This window comes from Janibacter sp. A1S7 (assembly GCF_037198315.1).
In the GTDB taxonomy this organism is placed as follows: Bacteria; Actinomycetota; Actinomycetes; order Actinomycetales; family Dermatophilaceae; genus Janibacter; species Janibacter alittae.
In genome coordinates this window covers 1,353,030-1,370,288 of the sequence record NZ_CP144913.1, presented here as the reverse complement: position 1 = coordinate 1,370,288, position 17,259 = coordinate 1,353,030, and the positions used below count along the sequence as shown (strand labels likewise).

15 protein-coding genes are annotated in these 17,259 nt (G+C 71.3%); 11 read left to right on the top strand and 4 right to left on the bottom strand.

The annotated features are described in order from the left end of the window. Window positions 1-32: 32 nt before the first annotated feature. From V1351_RS06545 to V1351_RS06530, 4 genes are all read left to right on the top strand, one after another. Window positions 33-1,118, top strand: a complete 1,086-nt coding sequence (locus V1351_RS06545) for a DUF4236 domain-containing protein (RefSeq protein WP_338751889.1) — start codon at window positions 33-35, stop codon at window positions 1,116-1,118. 70 nt (window positions 1,119-1,188) lie between these two features. Then, window positions 1,189-1,965, top strand: a complete 777-nt coding sequence (locus tag V1351_RS06540) for an NAD-dependent epimerase/dehydratase family protein (RefSeq protein ID WP_338751887.1) — start codon at window positions 1,189-1,191, stop codon at window positions 1,963-1,965. Window positions 1,966-2,025: 60 nt separating this feature from the next. Beyond that, window positions 2,026-3,531, top strand: coding sequence for an acetyl-CoA hydrolase/transferase family protein (locus tag V1351_RS06535; RefSeq protein WP_338751885.1), 1,506 nt, complete (start codon window positions 2,026-2,028; stop codon window positions 3,529-3,531). A gap of 131 nt (window positions 3,532-3,662) precedes the next feature. Then, complete coding sequence (locus tag V1351_RS06530) at window positions 3,663-5,204, top strand: class I adenylate-forming enzyme family protein (protein WP_338751883.1); 1,542 nt, start codon at window positions 3,663-3,665, stop codon at window positions 5,202-5,204. A 48-nt stretch (window positions 5,205-5,252) separates the two neighbouring features. On the opposite strand, the gene V1351_RS06525 is transcribed toward V1351_RS06530, so the two are convergent. From V1351_RS06525 to V1351_RS06515, 3 genes are all read right to left on the bottom strand, one after another. After that, entirely contained in the window at window positions 5,253-6,473 is a 1,221-nt protein-coding gene (locus V1351_RS06525; RefSeq protein ID WP_338751881.1) for a CDP-alcohol phosphatidyltransferase, read from the bottom strand. Between the two features lie 195 nt (window positions 6,474-6,668). After that, a complete protein-coding gene (gene ltrA, locus V1351_RS06520) occupies window positions 6,669-8,243 on the bottom strand; it encodes a group II intron reverse transcriptase/maturase (RefSeq protein ID WP_338747878.1) in 1,575 nt (524 codons plus the stop codon). Between the two features lie 260 nt (window positions 8,244-8,503). Next, entirely contained in the window at window positions 8,504-9,031 is a 528-nt protein-coding gene (locus V1351_RS06515) for a hypothetical protein (protein WP_338751880.1), read from the bottom strand. Between the two features lie 65 nt (window positions 9,032-9,096). On the opposite strand from V1351_RS06515, the gene V1351_RS06510 reads away from it, so the two are divergent. From V1351_RS06510 to V1351_RS06490, 5 genes are read left to right on the top strand one after another with little or no spacing between them, the layout of a single operon-like run. Beyond that, window positions 9,097-10,119, top strand: coding sequence for a zinc-dependent alcohol dehydrogenase (locus V1351_RS06510; RefSeq protein WP_338751878.1), 1,023 nt, complete (start codon window positions 9,097-9,099; stop codon window positions 10,117-10,119). Further along, a complete protein-coding gene (locus V1351_RS06505; RefSeq protein WP_338751876.1) occupies window positions 10,116-10,523 on the top strand; it encodes a 6-pyruvoyl trahydropterin synthase family protein in 408 nt (135 codons plus the stop codon). Before V1351_RS06510 ends, V1351_RS06505 begins: the two co-directional genes overlap by 4 nt. Continuing rightward, window positions 10,520-11,569, top strand: a complete 1,050-nt coding sequence (locus V1351_RS06500) for a glycosyltransferase family 4 protein (protein WP_338751874.1) — start codon at window positions 10,520-10,522, stop codon at window positions 11,567-11,569. The genes V1351_RS06505 and V1351_RS06500 overlap by 4 nt, the downstream gene beginning before the upstream one ends. Beyond that, window positions 11,550-12,539 carry a lysylphosphatidylglycerol synthase transmembrane domain-containing protein gene (locus tag V1351_RS06495; protein WP_338751872.1) on the top strand — a complete coding sequence of 330 codons (990 nt, stop codon included), beginning with the start codon at window positions 11,550-11,552 and terminating at the stop codon, window positions 12,537-12,539. Before V1351_RS06500 ends, V1351_RS06495 begins: the two co-directional genes overlap by 20 nt. Continuing rightward, window positions 12,536-13,222 (top strand): RibD family protein, encoded by a 687-nt coding sequence (locus tag V1351_RS06490; RefSeq protein ID WP_338751870.1) that lies wholly within the window; start codon window positions 12,536-12,538, stop codon window positions 13,220-13,222. Before V1351_RS06495 ends, V1351_RS06490 begins: the two co-directional genes overlap by 4 nt. Here V1351_RS06490 and V1351_RS06485 read toward each other — a convergent pair. Beyond that, window positions 13,192-14,652, bottom strand: coding sequence for a CDP-alcohol phosphatidyltransferase family protein (locus V1351_RS06485; protein WP_338751868.1), 1,461 nt, complete (start codon window positions 14,650-14,652; stop codon window positions 13,192-13,194). The two genes, V1351_RS06490 and V1351_RS06485, sit on opposite strands and share 31 nt — an antisense overlap. 95 nt (window positions 14,653-14,747) lie before the next feature. Between V1351_RS06485 and V1351_RS06480 the strand changes: the two genes are divergently transcribed. Together V1351_RS06480 and V1351_RS06475 are read left to right on the top strand one after the other, a co-directional pair. After that, window positions 14,748-15,647: a class I SAM-dependent methyltransferase gene (locus V1351_RS06480; protein ID WP_338751866.1), complete on the top strand. Its 900-nt coding sequence runs from the start codon at window positions 14,748-14,750 to the stop codon at window positions 15,645-15,647. Further along, window positions 15,647-16,912 carry an MFS transporter gene (locus V1351_RS06475; protein ID WP_338751864.1) on the top strand — a complete coding sequence of 422 codons (1,266 nt, stop codon included), beginning with the start codon at window positions 15,647-15,649 and terminating at the stop codon, window positions 16,910-16,912. Before V1351_RS06480 ends, V1351_RS06475 begins: the two co-directional genes overlap by 1 nt. The last annotated feature ends 347 nt before the right edge of the window (window positions 16,913-17,259 follow it).

The window sequence follows — 17,259 nt, the reverse complement described above, 5'->3', positions numbered from 1 at the left end:
ACGCCGCCGGCCCCCGGACGTACGGTGCCGTCATGGGCTTCTACTTCAGGGTCGCACCCGGGGTCCGGGTGCGCCTGACCGGCCGTGGGGTGCGCACCAGCATCGGGCCGCGGGCGGCGCGCCTGCACGTCGGTGCGGGTGGGCCCGGGGTCTCCACCGGTGCCGGGCCGGTCAGCCACTACCACGGTCTGCACGGGTCGCGGTCGCGGCGACGCGGCTCGACGGGGCAGCGCAGCCGGTCCCTCGCGGCGGCGACCAAGGCCGAGCGAGCGGAGCAGATCGCCGCGGCCATCGACGCCATCCTGCAGCTGCACCGTCCGCGCTTCCCTCCGGCCCAGCCTCCCCTGGCCGAGCGATGGGAGGTCCTGCCGCTGCACGACCTGATCAGGCGTCGGCAGAGGGCAGCAGCCTCCGAGCACTGCTTCTTCGCCGTCCGCACGCGTCGAGCGGCCCGCACTCGCGCCCGGGCCGCAGCGATCGCCGAGCACGCGGCGCTGGTGCGGTCGGCGGACGTCCGGCTGGAGGAGGACCAGCAGCTCCTGGACGCCCACTGGTGCCGGTTGCTGGACAACGACCCGGACGCCGTGCTCCCGGCTCTGGCCCGGGCGCTCGAGGACAACGACGCCGAGTCGGCACCGGTGGGGGTCGAGGGGGACATCGCGTCCGTGGTCGTCCGGGTGCCCGACGCCGAGACGCTCCCCGAGCGGATCCCCGGCACCACCGACGCCGGCAACCTCTCGCTGCGCACGGCGACGAAGACGCAGTGGAATGCCCTCTACTCCCTCATGGTCGCCGGGTACGTCGTCGTCACGGCCAAGGAGGTCCTGGCCACGGCTCCCTCGATCCGGGAGGCGAGCGTGGTCGCCGTCCGCAGGACCGCCGCCGACGCGTACGGGGACCGGGAGCCGGAGGCACTCATGGCGGCCCGGTTCACCCGGGAGACCCTCGAGGGCGTGCGCTGGGCGGAGGCCGACGCGCTGCAGGTGCTCACCGATGCCTCCACCGAGTACGTCCTCGAGCAGCACGGGGTCGCCCGTGAGCTGCGGCCACTGGGCACCGGCGACCACCCCGACATCGCGGACGCCGTCCGGGTGATCGATCTCGACGAGGAGGACTGAGGTCCGACCCCGGTGCGGGACGACGGGGTCCCCTTCCGCGGGTGCGGCCTGCAGGAGCAGAGTGGGTGGCATGAGCACCCGACGCATCCTCATCACCGGTTCGACGGGCGGCGTGGGATCGGTTCTCACGCAGCGCCTGACGCACGAGTACGCCATCACCGGCCACGACCTGACCGCGCAACCGGACGCGGACCCCGTGGTTCTCGGCGCGGACCTCGCCGACTACGACGCCGTGCGCGGCCTGATGGACGGAATCGACACGGTCGTCCACCTGGCCGGAGCCGCGTCCCCGGAGGCGTCGTGGGAGGCGGTGCTCGACGCGAACATCATCGGCACCCGCAACGTGCTGGAGGCGGCGCGTGACGCGGGCGTACGACGGGTCGTCTACGCCTCGTCCAACCACGTGATGGGCATGTACGACCGCTACGAGCAGTGGCCGGTCTACCCGGACACTCCCCCGCGCCCGGACTCCTTCTACGGTGTCTCCAAGGCCTTCGGTGAGACCCTGTGCCGCTTCTACCACGACGAGTACGGGCTGTCCGTCATCGCGCTGCGTATCGGCTGGGTCGCCGGCGACCCCACGACCAAGGACGCCGACGTGCTGCACGCGATGTGGCTCAGCGAGGCGGACGCGGCTCGGATCGTGCGCCGCGCCATCGAGACCGACGTCGACTTCGGCATCTACTACGCCATCTCCGACAACCCCAACCGCCGCTGGTCGATGACCAACAGCCTCCTCGAGCTCGGGTACCGGCCGCAGGACTCCTGGGCGGACGAGGCGCCCGCCGACGAGCCGGTCGTCGAGGGCGGCGTGCCGGTGGCCGACGACTGGCCGGCGGGGTCCTGAGGTCGGCACGCGGGCGGACCTCCCCCTTCGCCGTCGGCACGGTGCTGACACGATGCCCGCATGAGCCGCATCACCTGCCCGGTCCTGACCACGCGTGTCACCACCGCCGAGGTGGCGGTCGAGCAGATCGGGCCCGGCGACAACGTCGGGATGAGTGGCTTCACCGGCGCGGGCTACCCCAAGGCGATCCCGACGGCCCTGCACGACCGGATCGTCGCCGCGCACAGCCGCGGCGAGGACTTCCGCATCGGCCTGTGGACCGGGGCCTCGACCGCGCCCGACGCCGACGGTGTGCTGGCCGAGGCCGGGGGCGTCTCGAGTCGGCTGCCGTACAACTCCGACCCGACGATGCGCGATCTGATCAACCGCGGCGAGGTCGACTACGTCGACGCCCACCTCAGCCACTCCGCGCAGCACATGTGGTTCGGCTTCTACGGCAACCTCGACGTCGCGGTCGTCGAAGTCGCCGCCATCCTGCCCAACGGGCTGCTCGTCCCGGGCAGCTCCGTGGGCAACAACAAGACCTGGCTCGAGCAGGCCGACCGGGTGGTCCTGGAGGTCAACCACTGGCAGCCACGGGAGTTCGAGGGGTTCCACGACGTGTACTACGGCGCGGCCCTGCCGCCCGGCCGTCGCCCCATCCAGCTCACCGACCCGATGGAGCGGATCGGTGACCCGTACCTGCGCGTCGACCCGGCCAAGGTGGTGGCCGTGGTCGAGACGGACCGACCGGACCGCAACTCGCCCTTCAGCCCTCCCGACGCCACCTCGCACGCCATCGCCGGCCACGTCCTGGACTTCCTGAGCGCCGAGGTCGCCGCCGGGCGGATCCCCCCGTCGCTGCTGCCGCTGCAGTCGGGTGTCGGCAATGTGGCCAATGCCGTCCTCGCGGGCCTGGACGGCAGCGACTTCACCGATCTCGTGGCCTTCACCGAGGTCCTCCAGGACGGCCTGCTCGATTTGCTCGACAGCGGGACGGTGCGCGCCGTGTCCGCCACCTCGTTCGGGCTCTCCGACGTCGGCGTGGAGCGCTTCCGCGACAACATCAGCAGCTACAAGGGCCGGATCCTCCTGCGCAGCGAGGAGATCTCCAACCACCCCGAGCTCGTGCGGCGCCTCGGCGTGATCGCGATGAACGGCATGATCGAGGCCGACATCTACGGCAACGTCAACTCCACCCACATCGCCGGTAGCGCGATCATGAACGGTATCGGCGGCAGCGGCGACTTCACCCGCAACGCCTTCCTCAACTTCTTCCTCACCCCCTCCACGGCGAAGGGGGGCGCGGTCTCGGCCTTCGTGCCCATGGTCAGCCACGTCGACCACACCGAGCACGACGTGCAGATCATCGTCAGCGAGCACGGTCTGGCCGACCTGCGCGGCCTCTCGCCGCGCGCCCGGGCGCTGCGGATCATCACCAACTGCGCCGACCCGTCCTTCCGCCCCGCGCTGCTCGACTACTTCGAGCGGGCGCAGGCGGCCCGCCCGCAGGCGGTGCACACGCCGCACCTGCTCGACGAGGCCCTCAGCTGGCACCAGCGGTTGCTGGAGACCGGCAGCATGTGACACGGGCCGGGTCTCCCGGCACGGCGCTGGGTGGAGCAGATCGTCGTGGGGTCCGGCCTCGACGGTGGACACCTGTTGACCCCTCATCGCCCACGGCATAGTTTTCCCGGCACCACGAGCAAAGGAAGTCCATGTCCGAGGCTGCCCCCACCATTCCTGCCGTTCTGCGCCAGCGCGCTGCGTCAACTCCCGATGCTGTCTTCGTGTACTTCGAGGGTGAGACGCTCACCTACGTGGGGGCAGACCACCAGTCCGATCAGGTGGCGGCCGGACTTCTGGCGTGGGGCATCACCCGTGGCGACCGGGTCGCCATCGCCGCAACGAACTCACCGAAGTGGTTGCTCCTCTACCTGGCCACGGCGAAGATCGGCGCTGTGCTGGTCACCCTGAATGTGGCGTACCGGGAGCGTGAGTTCACCTACATGCTCGGACACTCCGGGGCCCGACTGCTGGTGTGCGACGCCGAAGACGGCGACTTCCAGTTCACTGCATTCATGGATGCTCTGCGCCCCGAGATCCCGACCGTCGAGGAGGTCATCTTCCTCGGCGGGGATGAGGTGGGGTGGCAGTCGCTGATCACAACCGATCCGACACACGTCGGCCTGCCGGAGGCCGAAGCGCAGGTCAGGGCATCGGACCCGGCCATCATCCTCTACACATCCGGCACGACCGGGGTGCCCAAGGGCGCCACGCTCACCCAGGCCAGCCTGCTCGCCTCCGCCGCAGCGCAGGTTGAGCGGCTCGAGCAAACGCCCTCGGATGTGATCCTCGGGGTGCTTCCCTTCAACCACGTGGGCGGACTCACCTGCACCCTCACCTCGTCGTTGGTCGCCGGCGGAGGTTTCTCCCTCCTGCCTCGGTTCCACCCCGACCTGGTCCGGCGTGCCATGCAGGAGACGCCGATTTCGATGTTCGTCGGCGTCCCGACGATGTTCAGGATGGTCCTCGCCTCGGGAGCTCCCGAGGGGGCCGACGGCATCCGTCTCTGTGTGGTGGGAGGCTCCAATCTTGAGCCCGCGCTGGCCGAGCAGGTGACGTCAACGTTCGACAACGCGCGCATGGCGAACCTCTATGGACTGTCAGAGACATCGGGCGCGTGCGCGATCTCTCCCCCGGGGGATTCGGTGGAGATGGTCGGCCGTTCGATCGGGACGATGCTCGGGGACTTCGAGGGCCGTATCGTCGATGACGAGCACGAGCCGCTCCCCCCGGGCGAGGTCGGCGAGCTGCAGGTTCGCGGCGGCTGCGTCGCCGCTGGCTACTGGGAGATGCCCGATGAAACGGCGTCCGCGTTCGGTGAGGACGGCTGGCTGAGTACCGGTGATGTCGGCTCGATGACCGAGGACGGCCACGTCATGCTCGTCGCGCGAAAGAAGGAGATGTACGTGCGCGGTGGCTACAACGTCTATCCCGCTGAAGTCGAGAACGTCCTGGCCACGCACCCCTCGGTCGCCATGTCCGCCGTCATCGGCACACCGGATGACACCTTCGGTGAGACGGGCCTCGCATTCGTCGTGCCCGCCGCCGACCAGACCGTGGATGCGTCCGAGTTGATTGAGTTGTGCCGGCGCACTCTCGCGGCATACAAGGTCCCGAGCCGGATCGAAGTAGTCGAGTCGCTGCCGATGACCCCTGCGGGGAAGATCCGCAAGGTGGCCCTGAAACAGCCATGAGTTGAACTCGTCATGGCGTCGTTCATGACGTCGCGCCGGTAACTGGCCCTATCGCTCGTGCACTCCCCGGGAGAAGGCCCCGAGGAATCGGTCGCGGAAGGCGTCCATCCGCCACACCGGCGAGTCCGGTGCGGGCTGCATACCGGGGGTCCAGCCCCACCCGTCGACACGCTCGATCACCTCGGCGTCACCGGCGAGGAGGGTCACCGGCACGTCGTGTCTGGGGTCGTCGCCGGTGACCTGCCCCCATGGTTGGTGGTCTCCCAGGACGAGCACGACGAGGTCGGGGTGCTCCTCGACGAGGGAGACCACCGACTCCAGCGAGTACCCGACCGACGCGGCGTACCGCGAGCGCACGTCCTGCGGCCCCTGCGCGGCGCACCCCGGCATGCACGTGTACGTCGACCCGTCACCGACGTCGCCCCACGGCAGCAGGGGCGGCGGCTGCGGCCACGGGTTGTGGCTGGAGACGAGGTCGATCTCGGCCATGACGGGGCCGTCCGTGCCGGCGAGCAGCGAGCGCCACACCCACGCAAGCGTGTACTGGTCGGGGATGCCGCCCCACCCGAGCTCGGGTCCCCGGTAGCCCAGGTCGTCGCCGGCGTGCAACCGGTCGAAGCCGTAGAACTCCGTCCCCTGCGGCCAGGGCTCCGCCACCGCCGGCAGCACGAAGCTCGTGCGCCACCCCGCGTCGGAGAAGGCCCGGGTCAGCGTCAGCCGGTCCGCCGCCAGCAGCTGCTCGTACCGCCGGTCGTCGTCGACCCACAGCCCGGACTGCAGGGTGGCGTGCGCCAGCCACGAGCCGGCGCCGACGGTCGGCGAGGTCAGCCACCCGCTGCGTGCCTCGACGCCCACCTGACCCAACGACTCCTCGCCCGCGTCGAGGACGGGGGTGACCCCCTTCGCGATGTCGGGGTCGGTCAGCGCTGCTGCGCCGTAGCTCTCGACGAAGACCACCAGCACGTCCTTGCCCGCCAGCCCGCCGAGCAGGTCCGGCTGTCCGGCCAGCTCGTCGTCGGCGATCGCCGTGCCGAAGGCCGACTCGTCCCGGTAGTCGGCCCAGCCGCCGGCGACGTGCTCGCGGGCCAGCCCCGCGGTGGGCGTGGACGCGACCGCCTGGCCGGCCACCTGCACGCCCGAGACCGCCAGGGCGCCCCACGCGAGGGCGCCCACGAGCAGCGCGGCCAGCGCTCCGCGCCGGTGGGCGACGACCACCCGGGACAGTCGCGCCACGGACCGGACGAGCAGCACGCCCACGAGCACGGTCACCAGGACGCTCCCCAGCACGACCGCGACCGCCCACCCCCGGCCCGCCCAGTCGGCGAGCACCACGTACCCGCGCCCGAGGTTGTTGGGTCGGTCCGGGGCGCGGTGGCGGCATTGCTGCTGCCCCGTTTCCCCGGACCGCCCGCCGAACCCGCCGTGCGCCTTTCAACGCAACGGGCTCTCCACGAGGTGATGCCGTCAGGCGGCCGTGGCCGGGTCGTAGGGACTGGGGATCCGATTCCCGCGGTACCGATAGCGTCGAACCCGCACTTTCGTGGGGTCGAAGACGGCCACGTCCGTAGTCGCGATGGGTTTCCAACTGCCGTCTGGGCGGCGGAGCCATCGTTTGACCTTGGACCAGTTCCAGCGGCGCTGCTCGCGCTGCCACGCGACAAAGCGTCTCCAGGTGAAGTACCGAAGGAAACTGAATCGTCGCCCGGCGATGGCGTGGCGGAAGTAGGACGTCCACCCGCGCAGCGCCGCGTTGACCTCAATGATCACGTCCATCATGGGCCGTGGTGACCGGCGAGGGGTCAGAGCGCGGATGGTCTGTTTGATCCTCGCGAACGCTTTGTTGCTGATGAAGACCATGCAGCACCACTTGCCGCCTCCTCTGCGTTTCCTCCACTGGATGTGGAAGCCGAGGAAGTCGATCCCTTCGCGTAGGTGCGTGACGCGGGTCTTGGCCTCGGAAAGCCGCAGCCCGATCCCGGCCAGCACCTCGGCGGCCTGTTCTTTCAGGGCCAGCGCGTCATCCTTGCTGCCGTTGGTCATGATGACGAAGTCGTCCGCGTAGCGCACGATCCGCCAGTTGCCCAACCCGTGGTAACGACGTTTGGCGCGTTCAGCCTGGCTTGACTGGTCACCACCTGGCTTCCACGGGGCCATGATCGCCTCGTCCAGCACGGACAAGGCGATGTTGGCCAACAGCGGCGAGATGATCCCGCCTTGTGGGGTTCCCTCACTGGTCGCGGCCTGCAGACCGAGCTCATCAAGAACTCCGGCCTTGAGGAACGCGCGGACCAGTGCCACGGTCTTCTTGTCCTTGATCCGTTCCCGCACCAAACCCAGCAGGGCAGTGTGGTCGATGTGGTCGAAACATCCTTCGATGTCTGCGTCCAGCACCCACCGGTACCCGCTGGTGGCGTAGTGGTGGATCTCGGCGACCGCGTCATGGGCGCGCCGCTTGGGCCGGAACCCGTAGGAGACCGGCTGGAAGTCGGCCTCGAAGATCGGTTCCAGCACCATCCTCAACGACTGCTGCACGACCCGGTCGGTCACGGTCGGGATCCCCAACGGGCGCGACTTGCCGCCCGGCTTGGGAAGGAGCACCCGCCGCACCGGCGAGGGCCGATACGTGCCGTCCTTCAGGCTCGCGGCGATCCCATTCAGGAAATCCCCGATCTCACCCCGCTGGGCGATCTGACGCACGGTCACGCCGTCGACCCCCGCGGTGCGAGCCCCCTTGTTTCGTGCCACGTGCTGCCAGGCCACCCGCAGGTAGTCCGGGTGTGACACGAGGTTGAACAAGTCCCCGAACCGCTGATCGCGGTCGGTCTTGGCCCACCGGTGATACTTGATCTGCGTCCGCGCTACCCGCTCCCTGACTTGCTCCATCAAGGCTCGAGCGTCGGAGTTCACCAACGCCTCTTGCGCCATCGCAGTACCTCCTATCCATCCTCGCTGCCGCCCTTCCCGATGTGTCCGGCTTTCCCGGACTCGCAGTACTACGGCGGCTCCGCCAGCCCCCGGGCCGATCGGCAGGCGACGCACCCAGCCACACCGACCCGCGCTGGCTGTACAGGCTCGGCGGGCAGGCCCCGGGGACCTTCCCGTGTTCACTTGCTGTCCGCTGACCGAAGGAGGCACCCGGCTATCTGCCTGCGGCACTCGTCGGCGACTACTCCGTAGTCCTTCACCGCCGACCCGACCCGGGACATGTAACTCGTGCCCCGGGCGGTCCACCGCCCATCACTCCGGCAGGTGGCTGGCCGCGCCCGCCCCATATCCACTGGGTTTGAGGCGGTAGTACGTCAAGACAGGTGATGACACCGGTTCCTCGCGTATACCTCTTCGGCTTGCTCGCCGCGCCCACGCCATCCAACGGTGCTGACGCGACACGGCTTTGTCGGGGCTGCTCCCGCCCTCCCGCACGTCCCTGCGATCAGGCTGCCCCCAGCTACGGACTCCCTGCTACGGCAGGGAATCAGGCAAAGGTCTCTCACCTCCACTCGAACAACAAGCGCCTCACGGCGCACCGCCACGTCGTACAGCGCGTGGAATCGGCGATCCATCACCACGGAGAAGCCGATGTCCAGGGCGGTGACGCCCACCACCAGCGTGAGCAGTGCCCCCAGGGCCAGAGTCACCGCCCGACGCGCCGCGACCGGTACCACGAGGAGCACGGCCAGCACGATCAGCGCCCCGAGCGGGAAGCGCAGCAGTGACCCCCAAACCGGCGCCGCCGGAGCTGACGGCAGCACCAGTGCACCCCAGACGAGGACCAGCGCCAGCGCGCTCGCGACCGTGGCCGAGGCCCGGCCCGCTGTCCGTCGAATCATGGCGCCTCCCGGGCCCTACGATAGGGACCACAGCGGCAGCGCCGTCGCGTCAGGAGGTGTCGACCGTGAGTGCCCCGGCCCCGGACGCACGCGCCTTCTGGGTGGTCGAGCCCGGTCGTGGCGAGGTCCGCTCCGCGTCACTGCCCGCACCCGGCCCCGACGAGGTCCTCGTCCGTGCGCTCTTCTCGGGGATCAGCCGGGGCACCGAGGCGCTCGTCTTCCGCGGGGAGGTCCCGCCGAGCCAGTACGAGGCGATGCGCGCACCCATGCAGCAGGGTGACTTCCCCGGCCCGCTCGCCTACGGCTACCTCAGCGTCGGGGTCGTCGAGGACGGGCCGGCGCACCTGCTCGGCCGGACCGTCTTCTGCCTGCACCCGCACCAGACCCGCTACGTCGTCCCGGCCGATGCGGTCGTGCCCGTCCCCGACGACGTGCCGGCGCGGCGGGCGGTCCTGACCGGCGCGGTCGAGACCGCGGTCAACGGCCTGTGGGACGTCCCGCCGCTGCTCGGTGACCGGGTCGGCGTCGTCGGCGCCGGGATGGTCGGCTGTTGTGCCGCACGGCTGCTCGCGCGATACCCGGGCGTCGAGGTCACCCTCGTCGACGTGGACGGGACCCGGGCGGCGGTGGCCGCGGACCTGGGGGTCGACTTCGCGCTCCCCCACGAGGCGAAGGGGGGCCAGGACCTCGTCGTGCACACCAGCGCGACCTCGGCCGGCCTGCAGACCGCGCTGGACCTGCTGCGCTCGGAGGGCACCGTGCTCGACCTCAGCTGGTACGGCACCCGCGGCGTCGAGCTCGCCCTGGGCGGCGCCTACCACTCGGGGCGGCTGCGGATCCGCTCCAGCCAGGTCGCCGCCGTCGCCGACGCCCGGCGCGGGGTGCGCTCGCCGGCCGAGCGGAAGGCGTTGTCCCTGCAGCTGTTGCGGGATCCGAGGTTCGACGCCCTGCTGACCGGGGACTCCCCCTTCGACGACCTGCCGCAGGTGATGGCCGGGATCAGCGAAGGGCGGATCCCGGCCATCTGCCATGTCGTCACCTACACCGATGAGCACGACGAGGACGAGGGCGGTGAGGAGTCCGGATGAAACACGCAAAGTTCTCCGCGACCGTGCGCGACCACATGATGATCGCGCACAGTCTGGGCGGTGAGGTCTTCGGCCCGGCGCAGCGGTTGCACGGCGCGACGTACGTGGTCGACGCGACCTTCCACAGCGCGAGGCTGACGAGTGACGGGATCGTCGTCGACCTCGGCCGGGCGGCGCAGGAGCTGAAGGATGCGCTTGCAGGGTTGACCTACCGCAACCTCGACGAGGAGCCGGACTTCGCCGGGCGCAACACGACCACCGAGGCGCTGGCCTTCGCCGTCGCCGAGCAGCTCGCCCGGCGGGTGGCCGACGGCGATCTGGGGCCGGGTGAGCACCTGAGCAGGATCACGGTCACCCTGCACGAGTCGCACATCGCCTCCGCGAGCTGCGAGGTGGTGCTGTGAGGACCGTGCACGTCGTCCTGCCGGGCGACATCGACGACCCGCTCCATCCCAGCGGCGGCAACACCTACGACCGCGAGGTGTGCACCGGGCTGGCCGGGCTCGGGTGGAGCGTGCGCGAGCACCCCGTGCCCGGGTCGTGGCCGCACCCGCAGCCGGAGACGCCGGCGGCATTGGCGGCGACGCTCGCCGACGTCCCCGACGACTCGGTGGTCCTGCTCGACGGGCTGGTCGCGCTCGCGGCGCCGGAGGAGACGGCCGCGGCGGGTGACCGGCTGCGCCTGGTCGTGCTGGCGCACATGGTGGCCGCGGACGAGGCCGCGGAGCGGACCGCGCTCAGTGCGGCGACCGCGGTGATCACCACGAGCAACTGGACCCGCGACCGGATGCTCGACCGGCACGGTTTGCCGGACGCGCGCGTGCACGTCGCCGAGCCGGGCGTGCGCCCGGCCGAGGTCACCGACGGCAGCGGCGGGGGTGGACACCTACTGTGTGTCGCCCCGGTGACCCGGGCCAAGGGGCACGACGTGCTGGTCGAGGCCCTCGCGTCGATCCGGGACCTGGACTGGCAGTGCACCTGCGTGGGGCCCCTCGATGTGGAACCGGTCTTCGTCCGGGATCTTCAGGAGCGGGTGGCCGAGCTCGGCCTCGCGGACCGGGTGGGTTTCGTCGGGCCACGCGTGGGCGACGACCTCGACACGGCCTACGTGCGGGCCGACCTGCTCGTCCACCCCACCCGCGCCGACACCTACGCGATGGTCGTGACCGAGGCGCTGGTGCGTGGGATCCCGGTCATCGCCGCGCGCGTCGGTGGGGTGCCGGCCACGCTCGGGCAGGTGGGAGGTGGGCTGCCCGGCGCGCTCGTCCCTCCGGGGGACGCCGACGCCCTCGCCGCCGGTCTGCGTGCCTGGCTCACCGACGCCGACCACCGCGAAGGGGTGCGGGGTGCCGCCCGGGGGCGGCGCCTGACGCTCACGCCCTGGCGGGAGACGGTCACCCGCGTCGCGCAGGTCCTGGACGAGGTGGCGGATGGTCCGCGCGGCCCCTGACCCCACCCGCGCCCCGATCCGCGAGCGCCTCCCGGGCGCCGGGTCCCGCGCTCTGCGTGGGCGCCTCGGGAGAGGATGGCGCCCCGCCGTCGGCGTGGTGATCCTCGCGGTGTTGCTGGCGGTGGTGGGTATCGAGCCCGTCGTCCTGGCCGTCACCGAGGTCACCTGGCCGGCGCTGCTGGCCGCGCTCGCACTGACCGTGGTGACGACGATCTGTGCCGCGTGGCGCTGGAGCGTGGTCGCGACCGGTCTGGGCGCGCGCATCGCGCTGCCGGCGGCGGTCGCTGCGTACTACCGCTCGCAGTTCCTCAACTCGGTGCTGCCCGGCGGGGTCCTCGGTGATGTCCACCGCGCGGTGCGGCACGGCTACGACGTGGACCGGATGGGGCGCGGGGTGCGCTCCGTGGTCTGGGAACGCAGCCTCGCGCAGGTCGTGCAGGTCGTGCTGACCGCGGCGCTGCTGGTGGTGCTGCCCGGCCCGGTACGGGCGCTGGTGGTGATCGGCGCCGCCGCCCTGGTCGCCCTGGTGCTGGGGGTGACGCTCGTGCGGGTGGTCGGGGTGCTCGTGGCGGACCTGCGCCGGATCCTGCGCGTACGCGGGGCGCCGGTGGGCATCGTGGTCACCTCGGTCGTGGCCGTGCTGGGTCACGTCACGGTCCTGCTCGTGGCGATGGCCGCGGCCGGCGTCGAGGTCTCGGTGGGGCGGCAGGTGGCCCTGGCGCTGATCGTGCTGCTCGGTGCCGCGATCCCGGCGAGCGTCGCCGGGTGGGGCCCGCGCGAAGGGGTGGCCGCGTGGGCCTTCGAGGTGGCCGGTCTGGGCGCGGCGACCGGGGTGAGCGTGGCGGTGCTCTACGGGGTGCTGGCGCTCGTGGCGACGCTGCCCGGCGCCGTGCTGCTGGTGGCCGGCACGCGTTCCTCTCGGCCCGGGTCGCGGCGCGCTGCTCGGCCCGAGGCCCGGGTGGTTCCGTGACGCGGCCGTACACGACCCTCAGCTGCGCGATCTCCCTCGACGGGTACCTCGACGACGCGTCGACGCGGCGGTTGATCCTGTCCAACGCGGCCGATCTGGACCGGGTCGACCAGGTGCGCGCGGACAGCGACGCGATCCTCGTCGGTGCCTGCACGCTGCGTCTGGACGACCCGCGGCTGCTCGTGCGCAGCGAGCAGCGGGTGCAGGAGCGGCTCGCCGCCGGGCGGAGCGCCTCCCCGGTGAAGGTGACCGTCAGCGAGCGGGCCGACCTCGACCCGGACGCGAACTTCTTCACCCTCGGGGAGGTCGACAAGCTCGTCTACTGCGCACGGGACGGGGTCGAGCACGCCCGCGAGCGGATCGGGGCGGTGGCCACGATCGTCGACGGCGGTCGGCCGGTGCGCATGGCGCGGGTGTGCGCCGACCTGGCCGAGCGGGGTGTCCAGCGCCTGCTCGTCGAGGGCGGCGGCACGGTGCTGACGCAGTTCCTGGCCGAGGGGTTGGCCGACGAGATGCACCTGGTGCTCGCGCCCTTCCTCATCGGTGACTCTCGGGCGCGGCGGTTCGTCGACGACGGGGCCTTCCCGTGGCGGGCCGACTCCCCCGCGCGTCTGGTCGAGACGCGCGCCATCGGCGACGTGGTGCTGCTGCGCTACGCCCTGTCCGAGCGCTGCACCGGCTGAGCGATTGCGACGAGCGCGACCTTGCGGATGCGCCCCGTGCCCAGCCAGTCGCTCCACAGGCGGTGCGAGGTCAGCAGGTCGTCCACCTGGCCGCGCCCGATCTGTCCGGCGATCGCGCCCTCGTGCCGGGTGAACTCGGTCAGCAGCGAGTCGACGACCCCGCGGTGGGCGGCGGTGCGGTCCTGCTGCCAGGTGACCTCGAACCCGGCCTGCTCGAGCACCTCGTGCAGCCGGGACAACGGGATCGGCCAGACGGTATCGGCGGCGGGCATGGCGGCGCGCTCGGCCTCGGTCAGGGGCGCGCCCACCTCGACGGTGCAGGCCAGGCGACCGCCGGGTGCGAGCGCCGCGTGGATCCCGGCCAGCAGGGTTTCCTTGTCGCGGAAGGCGAGCATCGTCTCCAGCAGGAGGACCACCTCGAAGGGGCCGTCCGGGACGGGTGGGATGCGTCCCGTCTCGTAGCTGCAGGGCAGGTGGCCGGTCCGGGAGCGGGCGGCCGCGATGGCCGAGGCGTCGGCGTCCACGCCGAGCAGGGTGCCGCCGAGCTCGCGGGTGATGAGGCGGCCGGGTCCACCGTGCCCGCAGCACAGGTCGAGCACCCGCGTGTCCGGCCCGATGCCGGCTGCGGCGGCGAGCCGCCGGATCTCGTCGGCGGTCATGAATCCCTGCTGGTCGACGAAATCGTGCTGCCCGTAGGCGTCGCGCCGCGCGCTCCGGAGTGGGTCTTCTGTGGCGTGGCGGTGGTGCCACAGCCACCAGATGTCGCGGCCGAAGGACTCGGTGATCAGGGCCAGACCGACCAGGAGCGCGGTGATGACGACCGGTCGGGGCGCGATTCCCGCCGTGGCGACGACAAGGATCGTGCTGGTGACGGCCGTGACGACCTTGCGCCAGTAGCGCGGTGGCAGCTGCGCCCTCAGCCACGGCAGCACCCACCCGGCGGCAGCGAAGGCGTAGCGGGCCAGTCCGATCAGCAGCACCCACCAGCCGTGGCTGGGGGTAATCCAGATGCTCAGGGCGAGCATGAGGGCGGCGTCGGCCTCACCGTCGGCACGGGCACCGAAGGGGGACGCGGTCGCGGTCCATCGCGCCACCCACCCGTCGACGAGGTCGAGGGTCAGCGAGAGGACGGCGAGGACGGTGATGGTGGTCGTCCACGGCGAGGTGTCGAGGAGGTCCCCGGCGAGTAGCGATGCGGCGACGAGCGCGGTGACGGCGCAGGTGAGCGTGGCCCGGGTGATCGTCACGAGGTCGGCCGGTCCGAGGACATCGTGGTGGTGGCGCAGCCCGCGGGCGACGAATGTGTCCAGGATGGCGGTGGCGGCGATGGCCACGACCCATCCGACGACGCCCCACCCGGTGGCGAGCCCGATCCCGCCCAGCAGCACGATCTGCGGGAGCAGCAGTGCCGAAGCTGCCCGCAGTGTCATCTGCGTGAGTCTAGAGATGAGCCTCGGTGCCTGGGGCGCACGGCCGCCCGTGGTCCGCCCTCGATACCACCGCTAGGAAGCGTCAGGATGTCCCCATGACCGAGGAGGTGGCCCGCGCCGACGCCGACTGGCTCGCCCTGCGCGAGCCGGCGGATGCAGCGGCCCGATCCGTCCAGCTGGTCAACGCCCTTCGTCCGCACCTGCCGACGGATGGCCTGGTCATCCATGACTTCGGTTGCGGCACGGGCTCGATGTCCCGCTGGCTCGCCCCGCAACTATCCGGCCCGCAGCACTGGGTGGGCTATGAACGGGACGAGGACCTCCTCACCCGCGCCACCGCTGCTCCCCCACCGCTGTCGCGTGACGGCCAGGCGATCACCACCGAATGGCGCCTACGCGAGATCACCCGGTTGCCACCGAGCGACCTCACGGGCGCCTCACTCGTCACGGCGTCAGCGCTCCTCGACATGATGACGCGCGAGGAGATCGAACGGATGGTGGCGAGCATCGCTGGGGCCGGTTGTCCGGCGTTGATCACCCTCAGTGTCGTCGGTCAGGTGAAGCTGGCGCCCGCGCACCCTCTCGACGGCCGGATCACCGCGGCGTTCAACGACCACCAGATGCGCGAGACCGGCCACGGCCAACTCCTCGGGCCCGGTGCCGTGGACGTGGCCGCAGCGGAGTTCCTGCACGCGGGGTACACCGTCCAGCTCGCGCCGAGCCCGTGGCAGGTGGACTCGAGAGACACCGTCCTACTCGAGTCGTGGCTTACCGGGTGGGTCGGTGCTGCCTGTGAGCAGGATTCGACTCTCCAGTCCGAGGGCAGCGACTATCTCGGTTTGCGCAAGGAACAGGTCGAGGGAGGTCAACTCGCGGCCACAGTCCACCACCGTGACCTGTTCTTCCTGCCGCGCCGAGCCTCGGAGATATACATTTCAGGTACCGTGCCGTGGCTCGTCAGTCCACGGGCGATCGCACCCGTCCGGGAGGGTTGATGGGTCAGCGCACCTTCGCGCCGACGCGCCCTGTCGCCATGCCGTCATCCGGTCGCCGTCGCGCGATCTGGGTCACGCTCGCGGCCCTGCTGGCCGCGGGATGGTCGACGAACCACTTCGCCGCCCTCCTGCCCGTGCTCGCGGAGGTCGAGCACATCGCCAAGCCGGGTCTGGATGCCGCATTCGGCCTCTACGCCCTCGGTCTGCTGCCGGGTCTGCTGCTCGGCGGCGGCCTGTCGGACCGCCGGGGGCGACGGCCGGTCGTGCTGACCGGGCTGGTCCTGTGCGGCGGCGGCAACCTGGTGATGCTGATCTGGCCGACGTTGGCCGGGGTGATGCTCGGCAGGCTCGTCGTCGGCGTGGGTGTCGGCCTGGTGGCGAGTGCGGGGACCGCGTGGGCGGGCGACCACGACGCGGCGAAGGGGGCCGCACGCGCAGGGGTCGTGCTCACCACCGGGTTCGCGGCCGGCCCGCTGGCCTCCGGCCTGATCGCGCAGTTCACCCCCGGGGAGACCGGACTGGTCGTGGCTTTCGCCGTCCCGGTGCTCCTGACCGGAGTCTCGGCGCTGCTCTGCCTGCGCCCGGACTACGCCAGTGTCGTGGCGCCCCACAGGACGCCTCGCCCGCCTCGCGACGGCAGCTCCGCCCCCTTCGTCGAGGACCGGCGCCTGGGTCCTGCCCTTGCGGCCGCACTGCCGATGACGCTGTGGGTCTTCTCCTGCGTCACCGTCGCCATGATCGTGCTGACCGAGCGGATCGGTGGCCAGTACGGGGGGCCGATGCTGCCGGCGGTGGCGGCCGTGCTGGCTCTGGGCACCGGCATCGTCGTCCAGCTCGGCACGCGCCGGATCGCCGGATGGCGACCGCTCGGGGTCGTCGGAGCGGGGCTGGCGGCCACCGCCTTCCTCATCTCCGGCGTGGCGGGCAGCCGGATGAGCATTGCGACCTTCGTGCTGTGCTCGATCGTCTTCGGGGCCGCGTACGGCCTGTGCCTCGGGCAGGGCCTGCGCGACGTCGACCGGCTCGCACCGCGCTCCACCCGGGGGCTGGTCATCGGCATCTTCTACGTCGTCACGTACACGGGCTTCGCCCTGCCCTTCGTCCTCAACACGTACCAGGACAGCATCGGCGCGGCGGCACCGATGCTCGTGCTCGCCGCCCTCGCCGCGGCCTCCGCACTCACCCGACTGGTACAGGTGCGGCAGGGCGACCACCGCCAGGACACCCACCCGGGGTCCCGGTCGACCGCGTCGAGACCGCGGTAGCTCTGTCAGTCACTCTGCCCACCGGAGCGCAGCCCCTCAGGAGGTCACCCGGTCGGCCCCGGGGTCCACCGACGCATGGTCATAGGTCCCGGGAGAGGACTCCGCCACGCCAATGCCTTGGGCGAGTCCGCGACGAGAACAGTCGGCAAGATGGTCGAGCACACGAGCCAACATGGGCCAAGCATCTCGTCTCGAGGGTGCCGATGTCTCAGATCCGCGCCATCAACAAGGTCCTGGGACACAATCCCGTCACCGAATACGGAACCAAGCAAGACATCATCGTTCGCGGCGGGTGCCACTGTTCAGCGTCGGGGTGCCCTCATCGGCGGCACTGCTAGTGCTGCTGT